The sequence below is a fragment of the Streptomyces gossypii genome (assembly GCF_025165795.1).
GTDB lineage: Bacteria > Actinomycetota > Actinomycetes > Streptomycetales > Streptomycetaceae > Streptomyces > Streptomyces gossypii.
The window spans coordinates 260,115-272,883 of record NZ_JAJAGO010000004.1 but is presented as its reverse complement, the minus strand read 5'-3'; the positions used below and the strand labels follow the sequence as shown (position 1 = coordinate 272,883).

The following is a 12,769-nucleotide window of genomic DNA, read 5'->3' as shown; positions in this document are numbered from 1 at the left end:
GCTGTCAGTCCGCCAGGCCCTTTGAGGACGTCGAACAGGTCAAGGTGCCTTCGGACGCCCCCTCGATCAGCGCCTCGTGGGCTGCCTTGAGCCGGTCCACATCGGGTTTGACGACCTTGCGGTCATAGGTGAGCAGGCCGTTCAACTCGCCTTCCAGGTCGGTGATCTGGGTGTAGACGGCACCGCTGCTGCCCCGGCAGGCAGCCAGTTCCTCGACCTCCTCGAGCCGCTCCAGGTACTTGTCGGTATAGGTCTCCCGCTCCACGCCGACGTACGTGTGACGGACGGGCCAGGCGTGTCCCGGAACCGCCAGGCCGAGACCGCCGTACTCGCCGCTGACCAGTGCCCGTTCGCCGTCCGGTTCGGGCAGCTGCGCGCCCGGATAGCCATGGGCGTCCGAGATGTCGCCGTTGCCGCCGTCCACCGCCCCGCAGCAGTTGTGACCGCTCATGTTGTTGACAAGGCGTGTCGGGTCGAGCGCCTTCGCGTAGTCGGCGATCCGTGCCTGGTCGTACTGGCCCCAGCCCTCGTTGAAGGTCACCCACATGATGACCGAGGGGTGGCTGTCATGCTGCTCGATCATCTCCTTCATCTCTTTCTCGTACTGCTTGCGGGCGGCGTCGCTCTTCGGGGTCTCGGCCATGGACGGCATGTCCTGCCAGACCAGCAGGCCGAGTTTGTCCGCGTGGTAGAACCAGCGGTCGGGCTCGACCTTTATGTGTTTCCGTACCGAGTTGTAGCCGAGCTTCTTGTGCATCTCCAGGTCGTAGGCGAGGGCCTCGTCGGTCGGCGGAGTGTGCAGCCCCTCCGGCCAGAAACCCTGGTCGAGAGTGGCCATGGAGAAGACCGGCTCTCCGTTGAGCACGGTGCGCTGCTGACCGTCGATGGTCTCGACCGCGATGGTGCGCATGCCGAAGTAGCTGCCGACCTTGTCCGCCGACCTGCCCTCCCCGACGGTGACCTTCAGCTGGTAGAGGTGCGGATCATCGGGGGACCACAGGTGCGGGTCGGGCACGGGTACGGCGATGTCCTCCCCGGAGACGCCGGTGGTCCTGCCGATCTCCCGCTTGCCGTCGTAGGCGACGGCGGTCACCGGCAGGCCGTCGCGTACGCCGCGGACCTGGACGCCGACCTTCTCGCCCGCGACGTCCGGGGTGGTCTTCACGTCCGTAGCGTGATCAGCCGACACCGGCTCCATCCACACCGTCTGCCAGATGCCGGAGGACGGGGTGTAGAAGATGCCCTGCGGGTTCAGGCGCTGCTTGCCCACGGGCTGGTTCTCGCCGTCGCGGGAGTCGGTGGGGTCGTACACGCCGACCACCAGCTCCTGCTTCCTGCCCGGCTTCAGCGCGTCGGTGACATCGGCGGTGAACCGGTCGTAGCCGCCCTTGTGGCCGGCGACCTTCGTGCCGTTGACGTAGACGTCGGCCTTCCAGTCCACGGCGTCGAAGTTGAGGTTCAGCCGCTTGCGGTCGCCGACCTTCCATCCCTGGGGCACGGTGAAGGTGCGCCGGTACCACATGCGCTCCTCGTGCCGTTCGATGCCGGAGAGCTCGGACTCGACCGGGTAGGGGACGAGGATCCGCTCGTCGAGGTTCTTGCCGAACGGCGGCTGCTCGCCCTCCTCCGCACCGGCGAACTGCCATTCGCCGTTGAGGTTCTTCCATGCGTCACGGGTCAGCTGGGGGCGCGGGTACTCGGGGAGGGCGTTGTCCGGACCCACCTCGTCGGCCCACTTCGTCTTCAGCTGGTATTCGGACTTGTTCGCGCCGGAGGTCCAGAACTCGTCGATCGCCTCGCTGTCCGCGGTGTTCAGACCGCCTTCACCGTCGTATCGGACATCGGCGAGCCCGCCCTGTCCGACGACCGGTTCCTCGAGCGTGACGAGGAGCTTCTTCGAGTTGCCGGCGTCCAGGCGCGCCTTGTCCAGCGGCCATTCGGCGCCGCCGATGACGGCCTCGACGTGCTCCAGGAAACCCGTGGGGGGAGCGGAGAGGGCCTCCGGGAACTCCATGCTCAGGGTGCGGCCGGAGGCTTCGACGGCAACCCCGGTCGGCCCGTTGTAGTCCATGCCCTCGGGCAGGGTGAACGCGGACTGCGGGACGGCCGTCTTCGCGCCGCCGGGCGGGGTCCAGCGCAGGTGCAGGTTGGAGCCGCCGTAGTGCTCGAAGTACTCGACCTTGATGTCGTAGGCCCGGCCCGCCTCGAGGGGGACCGGCTCGGAATTCTGCTCGTTGTCCCAGTCGTCGACCCAGTGGTCGATCACCGGGTTGCCGTCGATCCAGAGCCTGAATCCGTTGTCACCGGACATCGAGAAGGTGTGGTCGCCGGTCTTCTCCGGGGTGATCTTCCCGGTCCAGCGCACGGTGGCGTCGTCGGCCTGGCCGGTGCGTGCCTGCAGTCGCTCTTCGAGAGTGTCGAAGTCGAGACTCGGGTCGACCGTGGTGGCCTTCAGCTCGTCGAAGTCGAAGGCCCCGGTCGCGGACTGGGTGTAGTACTCGCCCTTGAGGCCGTGTGCCACGCCGGATTCCTCCGCCGCCGAGGCGGCGGCGCCGGGCACGACGGCGGTGCTGACGAGGGCGAGGGTGGCGATACCGATCAGCCAGGATGCCGAACGGGCGCGAGCACGTCTGGGCGCACTCAGATGGGGGATACGCAACAGAACCTCCCGGTAGAACGTACGTGTGTACCTGGGGTGTTGGAGCTGCTGGGGTGTTGGAGCCGCTGGGTTGAACGGGGGCTGCTGGGTTGCACGGTCTGCTGGGCCGCACGGAGCGGCGGCGCACGTGGTCCGTTGGCGCACCGCGGGGCACCGCACGGTGCCGCGCCCCGGCGCGCGAGCGTCACCCTCGCCGCCTATCGCTTGGCGGGTCCGGTCCGCCAGGCCAGCACGCCGCCGGAGTAGTCGGCCCGCAGGTGAACCCGCAGGCGCAGGGCGGTAGTCGTCACCCGGTTGAACGCCACCCGGTTGAACTGGTCCGTCGCCGTGCCGTACTCCGTAGGGCTCTCCACCGGCTTCCAGTCACCGGCGCCGTCCCGGTACAGCAGCTCCCAGGTATCGGGGACGCGGCACGCTCCCACGCCGGTGTCGTCGAACCAGTACACGGACACCTCGTCCAGGCGGGTGGCCCCGGTCGTCTCGTACTGCACCCACTCGGTGGTCCCCCTGCGGTCCCACCAGGTGAAGCGGGCGATCGAGTGGTCGCTCGAACTCGCCGGTTCCGTCCCGGCGTTCATGATCAGAGCCTGGGGCGTGTCGACGCCGCTGAACGACGCGGTGCACGAGATCCACTCATGGGCGCGCGGCCCCGTACCGGCCGAGGGGAAGGCGGTGACGCGCAGCCGTGCGGCGGCCGACGGGATGAGGGTGACCTGCTCGACGGGCTCCCGTGTGTGTACGGGGCTCTGCTGAAGCGGCGTGATGACGTCCTGGTCGTCGGTGCGCCATGCGGGGACGCGGCGGGCCCGGGCGCGCATCCGCACCGGGGTGCCGCTGTGGGTGAAGGGGTTGGCCTCGTCGGCGCCGGTGCGTTCGACGGTGAACGACTTCTCCGGGGAGTTCTTGTCGAGTTCGAGGGCGTAGTTCCACGGGGAGGCGGGGTGCACCTCGTACTCCGGCCAGTCCTCCGTGCCCGCGAAGCGCTTCCAGTCCTCGTCGATCTGGAGGGAGTAGGTGAGCGGGCCGTGGTCGACGGACACGGCGTCGTTGTTGTCCTTCCAGGTGCGCACGCTGGTGCGCATGGGCAGCCGCAGTTCCAGGGTGTCGCCGTCCTGCCACTCGCGGTTCAGCACCAGATAGCCGCCACTGGTCCGGCGGGGGGCCGGCCGGCCGTTCAGCCGGACGGAGGGAGCGGAGCACCAGCCGGGGAGCCGCAGGTAGAGCGGGAAGTTCACCGTCCGGGGTGTGCTCAGCGTGAAGGTGATGGTCTCCTCGAAGGGGTATGCCGTGTCCTCGGTGAAGGTGACCGTCGTCCCGTCGCCGACCTTCGCCCGGACGGACGACTGCGCGTAGAGGGAGGCGCAGAGGCCGCCGTCGGCGGAGGCGAGCCAGAGTTCCTCCGCGTAGTACGGCCAGCCCATGCCGTAGTTGTGGGGGCAGCAGCGGTAGTTGTGGATGCCGGGCATGTACGCCTGCATGGCGAAGTCGTTGTCGAACTGGCCGTGGTTCTTGGCCCCGTTGTCGAGCTGGACGCCGTTTGCCGAGGTCACGTAGTGGATGCCCTGGTGCTGCGGATCCAGGGCGGCCGGCAGCATGTTGAGCGCCAGTTCCTCGCAGCGGTCCGCCCACACCGGGTCGCCGGTCATCCGGGTGAGCAGCTCGTGGCTGTACATGTACTCGACGATGCCGCAGGACTCGAAGCCCTGAAGCGGGTCCGCGTAGCCGCTCCGGCAGTTCTCGTCTCCGGCGAAACCCCCGCCGGGGAACTGCCCGTAGCGGCGCATCACGGTCTCGTAGTTGCGGTAGGTGGCGGAACGGAGCGAGGAGGCGCCGTCGAGCAGGCCGTACTGGGCGGGCTCGCGGAAGCCCTGGGCGAGGTTGACGTTGTGCCAGTTCGGGATGCCGGTGGTGTAGTCGGCGGAGTGCGTGTGCACCTTGCGGACCAGGTCGAGCAGCCAGTCGTCCCCGGTCCGGTTGTACAGCCAGTACGCACTCTCGATGACGTCCGCGCAGCGGAAGGTGCCCCAACCGTGCCCGAACTGCTCCGGTTTCTGGCCGTTGAGGTACTTCAGCCAGCCGGTCAGCGCCGACAGCGCCCGTTCGTCGCCGCTGTACTCGTGCCAGCTGCGCAGGGCGTCCTGCACCGGCACGTACGGCCAGAAGTCGGGGCCGCCGTTCAATGCGGTGCGAAGCGAGGTGGGGCCGAAGAAGCCGTCGGACTGGCGGGTGCCGAGGATGCGGTCGATCCAGGCGCGGGTCTGCTCCAGCGCGTTCGCGTCCCCGGTCACATAGGCGAGGTCCCCGAAACCGCGGAGCCAGTAGGGCAGTTCCTCCCAGCCCCCCTTGCTGGGCAGGGACCAGCCGCTGGTGGCCGGGTCGAGGAAGTCGGAGATCTCGGGCAGGCGCCCGTTGAGGCCGCCCAGTTGCAGCTTCAGCTGCTCGCGCAGCCATCCTCCGGTGCTGATGCTGCCGGGAGGCAGGCGCAGGAAGGGAGTCGACTGCAGAGGGGCGCGGTTGACGGGGTAGTGGGCCGCCTTGCGGGTCGGCCCCACGAGTTCGACCGGCGGACGCGGAGCCGCGGCCTGCGCGGGAAGCCCCGCCATGCCGCTGAGCGCGATACCGCCGGAGACAGCGAGTGTGCCGGCGAGGAACTGGCGACGTTCCATGTCTGGACATCCTTCCGAGTGTGGCGCTTCGGGTAGTGAGCGGGCATGGCGCAGCCGCGCTCCGAGCCTGCGTGATCCACGGTTATCGGACGCTGTCCCTTTTTCGCGGCGCGTCGGGGCTACACCGGGAGGTGGGGGAAGCGGAGTTCGGTGCGGCTGCGGCTGGTCGTACCAGGGCGCAGCACGGTGCTCGGATAGTCGGGACGGTTGGGCGTGTCGGGCAGGTGCTGGGTCTCCAGGCAGACGGCACCGTGGCGGTCCAGGCGTCGGCCGCAGTCGTCCGTGAGCGAGCCGTCGAGCTGGTTCGCCGTATAGACCTGCACGCCGGGCTCGGTGGTCCACACCTCCATCACACGGGCCGAGGCAGGCGCGGTGAGCCGGGCGGCGCGCCGGAGCACGTCCGGGGGGCCGGACAGCACCCAGCAGTGGTCGAAGCCGTCGGTCGCGCGGATCTGGCTGTCGGTGGACTGCAGGGGCTCCCGCAGCAACTGGGGCGACGTCAGGTCGAAGGGGGTACCGGTCACGTCGGCGACGGGGCCGTGCGGGATGCCGTCCGCGTCGATCGGCAGATAGGCGGGGGCGTCGACCTCCAGGGTGTGACCCAGGATGTCGTCCTGCCCGGCCAGGTTGAAGTAGGCGTGATTGCTGAGGTTGACCACGGTGGGGCGGTCCGTGGTCGCCGTGTAGTCGAGGGAGAGGGTTCCGGAGGCGTCGAGTGTGTAGGTGACGGTGGTGTCGAGGGCACCGGGGAAGCCCATGTCGCCGTCCGGGCTGTGCAGCGAGAGCCGCACCCCGGCAGTGTCGCCGTCCCGCAGCGGAGTGGCCTGCCACATCCGGGTGTTGAACCCTTCCGGGCCGCCGTGCAGGGCGTGGCCGCGGTCGTTCGTCGGTATGTGGTGGGTCGTTCCGTCGAGGGTGAAGCGGCCGTGGGCGAGGCGGTTGGAGTAGCGGCCGACGATGGCGCCGAAGTAGGAGCTCTTCTCGGCGTACTGCTCGATGGAGGCGGGGGAGAGGACCACGGAGGTCGTCTCCCCGGTGGTGCCGGGCACGCCGAGGGTGTGCAGGATGCCGCCGTAGGTGAGGATCTCGGCGTGCACTCCCGTGCCGGATTCCAGACGCCAGAGCACGACGTCGTCCCCGCTGGGGGCGGTGCCGAACGGCCGGTGCTGCACGGTGGGTCGGGGCATGATCAGTCCTCGTGGCGAGCTGTGTCCGGATGGCTGGGGGTGTCCGGATGGCGGGGGGTGGCGGGGAGCAGTGGGTCGGTTCGCGTGGCGTTCTCCGTACCGTTGCCGGATCCGTGCGCGCCGGTGGGGACGGACCCCGTCGACTCCCGGACGGCGAGCCGGTATCCGGGCCTGATCCTCAGCGGCTCGGATACCGGCTTCCCGGCGAGCCGCTCGACCAGCCTGTCCACGGACAGCCGGGCGATCGCCTGCTTGTCGGGTGAGACGGTGGTCAGCGTGATCGTTCCGTAGCTGCTCTCCTCGATGTCGTCGAAGCCGACGACGGCAACGTCGTCGGGCACCCGCAGGCCGTGTTCGGCGAGGGTGCGCATCGCGCCGATGGCGATCAGGTCGTTGTAGGCGAAGACGGCGTCCGGCGGTGCGCCGCGCTCCAGCAGCGTCGTCATCGCCGTAGCGCCGTCAGCGCGGCCGTAGCCCTCCGTGGCGACGACCAGCGTCTCGTCGGGCTCCAGCCCGGCCGCGGTGAGCTCTTCGCGCCATCCGCGCAGCCGCAGATGCGCGGGCCTGCGCTCCCGGCTGGTGCGCGAGCCGAGGAAGGCGATCCGGCTGCGTCCCAGGTCCAGCAGGTGGCGCACCGCCAGACGGGAGGCGGCCACGTTGTCGATCGCGATCTGGTCGTAGGGCGCCTCGTACTCCCGCTCGCCGAGCAGCACCAGCGGGGAGGTCTCCTGCCTGGCGACCAGGTCCGCGGTCTCCAGGTGGATGGGGCTGAGAATGAGTCCGTCGATGACATGGGACCGGAATTCCTGGCAGACCAGCAGTTCTCGCTCGCGGAGGCCGGCGGTGTGGTCCACCAGGACGGTGTAGTCGTGCCGCGCGGCGGCGTCGATGACGGCTCCGGCCAGTTCCGCGAAGTAGGGGTTTCCGAGTTCGGGAACTGCCAGGGCGACGATCCCCGTGCGCCCCTTGCGCAGATGGCGCGCGGTGAGATTGGGGCGGTAGCCGAGTTCGTCGATCGCCTGCTGCACCTTGGCGCGCATCTGCGGCGTGACGTGGGGATAGTTGTTCACCACATTGGAAACGGTCTTGATCGACACGCCCGCTCGCTGCGCGACGTCTTTGAGGCTGACGCCCACGGCACTCCTCGTATTCGGCTCTGTTCGACATGCGTCGACCGGGATCGGGCCTCGGCGATGTCCGGGCTCCGGGGTGGTGCGCGCCGGGCCGCTGTGCGGGGGTGTCCACGCGGCCACCCGGCGGGATTTCAGGCCCTGGAGGCCGGCCCTTCGTCCCTGGCGGGCGCACGATGACGGCTGCGGCATCTCGCCGCGCTGTCGGCACGCCCGGATAACGACCTCGCCCGCGATGGGACGTGGGCGAGGCCGTAGCCAAGTATCACGGTGCCGCCCCTCTGCGAGTGCGCGCGGTCAGATACCGCTGCGAGACCACCACAAGGATGAGAAAGCCGCCGCTGACCACGGACTGGTAGGAGGAGTTGAGCGAACCGATCTGGTTGATGAGGTTCTGGATGACGGCCAGCAGGAGCACGCCCCACAGCGTGCCGCTGACGGATCCGGCACCGCCGATGAGGAGCGTTCCGCCGATGACGACGGCGGCGATCGCGTCGAGTTCCATTCCGACACCGATGATGGTGACGCCGGAGGACAGCCGTGCCGCGTTGATCGCCCCGGCGAGCCCGGCCAGCAGCCCGCTCATCAGATAGACCGTCATTCTGACGCGGGCGACGGGAAGACCCATCAGGGTGGCCGCGTCCTTGCTGCCGCCGACGGCGAAGACCGTCTGGCCGAACGAGGTGCGCTGGAGTACCACCCCGATCACCCCGAAGAGCGCGAGAGCGATCAGGATCGGATAGCCGAAGCCCCAGATGCTGCCCTGGCCGAGCGTGGCGAACGCCGAGTCCTTGGGCACCAGATAGGTGGTGGCGCCCTCGTCGGTGATCGCGAGCAGCAGTCCCCGGGCGCCCAGCAGGGAGGCGAGCGTGACGATGAAGGGGGCCATGCCCGCCCGTGCGATGAGCAGGCCGTTCACCGCGCCGATCGCTCCGCACACCGCGAGGGGCACCAGCAGCGCGGGAATCATGCCCCACTGCGAGGCCCAGGCGGCGAGCACGCCGCCGAGGGCGAACACCGAGCCGACCGACAGGTCGATGCCGCCGGTGATGATCACCATCGTCACGCCCAGCGCCACGATGGCGAGGAACGAAGCCTGCACCGTCACGCCACGGGCGTTGTCGAGGGTGGCGAAGGTGGGATAGATGAAGGAGGAGATGAGTATGAGGGGGATCAGGATCGCCAGCGCGCCCTGACTCTGGAGGAACGAGGCGAGCCGGTCCTTGCCGGACGTCTGGGAGGCCGGTGCGGACCCTGGGCTGGGGCCGCCCTTGCCGAGAGGCGCGGAGGGAAGAGGGGCGGCGGTCTTCGGAGAACCGAGTGCTGACATGAGTTTCATCGGGACCGGCGCTCCCGTGCGACGTAGACGGCGATGATGATGATGACCGCCTGGGCCATCTGGGCGGTCGAGTCGGGCAGGTTGTGCTTGACGAGGGTCGCCGTCAGCAGCTGCATCAGCAGCGCTCCGGCGACGGTGCCCAGCACCCGGATGGAACCGCCGCTGAGCGGGGTCCCGCCCACCACGACCGCGGTGATCGCCGACAGCTCCATCAGGTTGCCCAGGGAGGAGGGATCGCTGGCGGTGAGGCGGGCTGTGGCGAGGATCCCGGCCAGCGCGGCCAGCACACCGCACAGGACGTAGACGCCGGTCAGGACCCGCTTGACGGGCAGGCCCGCGAGGGCCGCGGCCGAACGGTTGCCGCCGATCGCGACGACCTGTCGCCCGAAGGTGGTGCGCTGCACCAGGAAGGCGACGGCGAGAGTCAGCACACCGGCGATCAGGACGACCAGCGGGACGCCGAGGAAGCTGCCGGTGCCGAGGGCCAGGACGTCGGGGTTGGTGATCTGCTTGAGCTGTCCGTCGGCCACGACCAGTGCGATTCCCCGGCCGCCGACGAACAGCGCGAGGGTGGCGACGATGGGTTGCAGCCCCACCACCGACACCAGGGTGCCGTTGACGGCGCCGACGGCGGCACCGGCCAGCAGCGCGATGAACAGGGCAGGCACCAGGCCGTAGCCCAGATAGAGCGGCAGCAGCGCGGCCGAGAGCGCCATCGCCGACCCCACCGACAGGTCCACACCCTCCGTGCCGATCACCAGGGCCATGCCCAGCGCCACGATGACGATGGGGGCGACCTGGATCAGCTGGGTGCGGAGGTTGTCGACGGTGAGGAAGTGCTCGGTGAAGAACGCGTTGAAGACCAGCAGCGTGGCCACCGCCGCGTACACGCCGTACTCCTGGAACCAGGCGGGAGCGCGGGACTTCGACAGGGGGCGTTCCGCCGTCGCGGCCGGTTGGGTTGTCGTCATCGGGCAGCCTCCTCGCCGGCGTTCTCTGTGGTCCCGGCCTCCGGCGCCGCGGGGGAGTGGTCGGCGAGCGCTTCGAGCAGGGCGCCCTCGGTGACCTGGTCACCGGTGAGCTCACCCGCCGAGGCCCCCGACCGGAGCACCAGGATCCGGTCGGCCCCCTCGATGAGCTCCTCGATGTCGGAGGAGATCAGCAGCACGGCGAGCCCCTGCTGGGCGAGCTCGTCGATGAGGGCCTGCACCTCGGCCTTCGCACCGACATCGATGCCCCGGGTGGGCTCGTCGAGCAGCAGCACCTTGGGTTCGAGGCAGAGCCACCGGGCCAGCAGGACCTTCTGCTGGTTGCCGCCGGAGAGTTCGCCGACCTTCTGCTCCGGACTGGACGCCTTGATGCGCAGGCGTTTCATGAAGATCTCGACGATGCGGTCCTGCCGCCCGCGCGAGACGATGCCGGCGCGGGACAGCCGGGGCAGCGCGGCGAGCACGATGTTCTCCCGGACGGAGAGTCCGGGCACCACGCCCTCCGCCTTGCGGTCCTCCGGCAGCAGGCTGATCCCGGCCCGGATGGCGCTCGCGGAGGAATGGCGGCGCTGTACGCTGCCGTCGATGCTGATCTTTCCCGCGTCCAGCGTCAGGGCCCCGGCCAGCGCCTTGGCGGTCTCGCTCCGGCCTGAGCCCAGCAGGCCCCCGAGACCCAGCACTTCGCCCGGGTGGAGGTTCAGGGAGATGCCGTCCAGCTGATGTCGTCGGGCCAGCCCCTCCGCCTTCAGGACGGGCCGGCGCTCGACGTCGTGCCCCTCCTGGCTGAAGCTTGTCACTCCGTGCCGGCGGACCTCGGTGATCTCCCGGCCGAGCATCATCGACACCAGTTGCATGCGGTCCAGTTCGGCCAGGTCGCCGGTGTGGATGTGCCGGCCGTCGCGGAGCACGGTGACGCGGTCGCAGACGCGGTACAGCTCGTCCATGCGATGGCTGACGTAGACGACGGCGATGCCCTGACGGCGCAGGTCCGCGATGACTCCGAAGAGCGTTTCGACCTCGCGCGGTTCGAGGGACGAGGTCGGCTCGTCCATCACGACGACCTGGGCGTTGACGGAAACGGCACGGGCCAGCGCCACCATCTGCTGGGCACCGACGCCGAGCGTGTGCAGCGGACGGCGCGGGTCGACCCGTACTCCGAACCCGTCGAGCAGTGCCGCGGCCTCGCTGTTCATGCGCGGGAAGTCGATCAGGCGGAAGCGGTTCCTGGGCTCGCGGCCGAGGAAGACGTTGCGCGCCACGCTCAGCAGCGGGACCAGGTTCACTTCCTGGTAGATCGTGGAGATACCGGCCTGCTGGGCCTCGAAGGGGCGGGCGAAGTGCACCTCCTGCCCGGAGAGCCGGAGTTCGCCGCCGTCCGGGCGGTGGACGCCGGTCAGTACCTTGATCAAGGTGGACTTGCCCGCGCCGTTCTCGCCCACCAGAGCGTGGGTTTCGCCCGCCTCCAGGGTGAACGAGACGTCATCGAGGGCGACCACGCCCGGGAAGTGCTTGCTGACTCCGCGAGCCTCCAGCACCGGCGGTGGGGCCGGCGACTGTCTACCGGCCGCCGCGGACGCTGCCGCTTCGGGGGGTTTCATAAGAGCTGGCCTTCCGGAGTTCGGATGGTGGTTCCGCGGCCGCCACGGCAGGGCCCGTGGCGGCCCGCCGGGCGGGTCAGTAGGCGCCGCCGATGGACTCCTTGGCGTTGGACTTGTCGTAGGCGCGGTCCTTGATGAGCACCTTGGCCGGGATCTCCTCACCGTCGTAGAACTTCTGCGCGGTGGAGAAGGCGAGCGGACCGAAGCGCGGGTTGGACTCGATCACCGCGTTGAGCTCACCGTTCGCCAGGGCCTTGACGGCGTTGCGGGTGCCGTCGATGGAGACGACCTTCACGTCATCGCCGGGCTTCTTGCCCGCCGCCTTCAGGGCGGTGACGGCGCCCAGCGCCATCTCGTCGTTCTCCGCGTAGACGGCGGTGATGCCGGGCTTGGACTGGATCAGCTGCTCGGTCACCTCCTGGCCCTTGTCGCGGGCGAACTCGCCGGTCTGCTTGGCGACGATCTTCAGACCCGGGGCCTCGGCCTTCACCTGGTCGACGAAGCCCTTGGTGCGGTCGGTGGTGACGCTGTTCCCGGAGGTACCGAGGAGGATGGCGACCTTGCCCTTGCCGTCGGTTGCCTTGATCATCGCGTCGGCGGCACGCTTGCCCTGCTCGACGAAGTCGGAGCCCAGGAAGGCGAGATAGTCCTCGCAGGACTTGGCGTTGACCTCGCGGTCGATGGTGAGCACCGGGACCTTCTTCGCGGCGGCGGCCTTGAAGGCGGGCTCCAGGCCGTCGGAGTTCAGCGGCGCGACGATCAGGAAGTCGGCACCCTGCGCCAGCATGGCCTGGATGTCACTGTTCTGCTTGGACAGCTGGGACTGGGCGTTGGTGGTGAGCAGCTTCTTGACGCCCACCTTCTTCGCCTCGTCCTTGATGGACTGAGTCTCCGCGATGCGGAACGGGTTGGCCTCCTTCTCCGACTGGGAGAAGCCGACGACCGCGTCCTTGAGGTCGAGCTCGGGCGTGCCGTAGCTCTTGAGCGAGCAGCCCGGACCGGAACTGCCCGCCGTCTCGGCTGCCTGGGGTGCCTGGCCCGTGTCGCCGTCGGTGTCGCCGGACGACTCCGACTTCGCGCAGCCGGAGAAGGCCAGCGTGGCGGTGGTGGCGAGCAGCAGGGCGACAGCCCGCGTGTGGGATCTGTTCGAGTTGATCATCTGGGGACACTCCCGTGCATGGGTGACAGCGCCGCCGAGTGG

General features: G+C 69.3%; 8 protein-coding genes. All 8 read right to left on the bottom strand.

Translation table 11 applies throughout. The features are described 5' to 3' along the window. Window positions 1–4: 4 nt before the first annotated feature. Complete coding sequence (locus LHJ74_RS10385) at window positions 5–2,602, bottom strand: PA14 domain-containing protein (RefSeq protein WP_375546723.1); 2,598 nt, start codon at window positions 2,600–2,602, stop codon at window positions 5–7. Window positions 2,603–2,856: 254 nt separating this feature from the next. Then, window positions 2,857–5,325 (bottom strand): beta-L-arabinofuranosidase domain-containing protein, encoded by a 2,469-nt coding sequence (locus LHJ74_RS10380; protein WP_260217612.1) that lies wholly within the window; start codon window positions 5,323–5,325, stop codon window positions 2,857–2,859. A 119-nt stretch (window positions 5,326–5,444) separates the two neighbouring features. Further along, the gene (locus LHJ74_RS10375; protein WP_260217611.1) at window positions 5,445–6,512 is read right to left on the bottom strand and encodes an aldose epimerase family protein; all 1,068 of its coding nucleotides are present in this window, start codon (window positions 6,510–6,512) and stop codon (window positions 5,445–5,447) included. 2 nt (window positions 6,513–6,514) lie between these two features. Then, window positions 6,515–7,648: a LacI family DNA-binding transcriptional regulator gene (locus LHJ74_RS10370; RefSeq protein ID WP_260217610.1), complete on the bottom strand. Its 1,134-nt coding sequence runs from the start codon at window positions 7,646–7,648 to the stop codon at window positions 6,515–6,517. 259 nt (window positions 7,649–7,907) lie between these two features. After that, window positions 7,908–8,981 (bottom strand): ABC transporter permease, encoded by a 1,074-nt coding sequence (locus LHJ74_RS10365; protein WP_375546711.1) that lies wholly within the window; start codon window positions 8,979–8,981, stop codon window positions 7,908–7,910. After that, a complete protein-coding gene (locus LHJ74_RS10360; RefSeq protein WP_260217609.1) occupies window positions 8,978–9,952 on the bottom strand; it encodes an ABC transporter permease in 975 nt (324 codons plus the stop codon). Before LHJ74_RS10360 ends, LHJ74_RS10365 begins: the two co-directional genes overlap by 4 nt. Then, window positions 9,949–11,568: a sugar ABC transporter ATP-binding protein gene (locus tag LHJ74_RS10355; protein WP_260217608.1), complete on the bottom strand. Its 1,620-nt coding sequence runs from the start codon at window positions 11,566–11,568 to the stop codon at window positions 9,949–9,951. The genes LHJ74_RS10360 and LHJ74_RS10355 overlap by 4 nt, the downstream gene beginning before the upstream one ends. A gap of 76 nt (window positions 11,569–11,644) precedes the next feature. After that, window positions 11,645–12,727 (bottom strand): ABC transporter substrate-binding protein, encoded by a 1,083-nt coding sequence (locus tag LHJ74_RS10350; RefSeq protein ID WP_260217607.1) that lies wholly within the window; start codon window positions 12,725–12,727, stop codon window positions 11,645–11,647. Window positions 12,728–12,769: the final 42 nt, after the last annotated feature.

Coding starts and splice junctions, on each gene's coding strand:
- LHJ74_RS10360 (WP_260217609.1), bottom strand. CDS start 9,952: ATGACGACAACCCAACCGGCCGCGACGGCGGAACGCCCCCTGTCGAAG.
- LHJ74_RS10365 (WP_375546711.1), bottom strand. CDS start 8,981: ATGAAACTCATGTCAGCACTCGGTTCTCCGAAGACCGCCGCCCCTCTT.
- LHJ74_RS10355 (WP_260217608.1), bottom strand. CDS start 11,568: ATGAAACCCCCCGAAGCGGCAGCGTCCGCGGCGGCCGGTAGACAGTCG.
- LHJ74_RS10380 (WP_260217612.1), bottom strand. CDS start 5,325: ATGGAACGTCGCCAGTTCCTCGCCGGCACACTCGCTGTCTCCGGCGGT.
- LHJ74_RS10375 (WP_260217611.1), bottom strand. CDS start 6,512: ATGCCCCGACCCACCGTGCAGCACCGGCCGTTCGGCACCGCCCCCAGC.
- LHJ74_RS10350 (WP_260217607.1), bottom strand. CDS start 12,727: ATGATCAACTCGAACAGATCCCACACGCGGGCTGTCGCCCTGCTGCTC.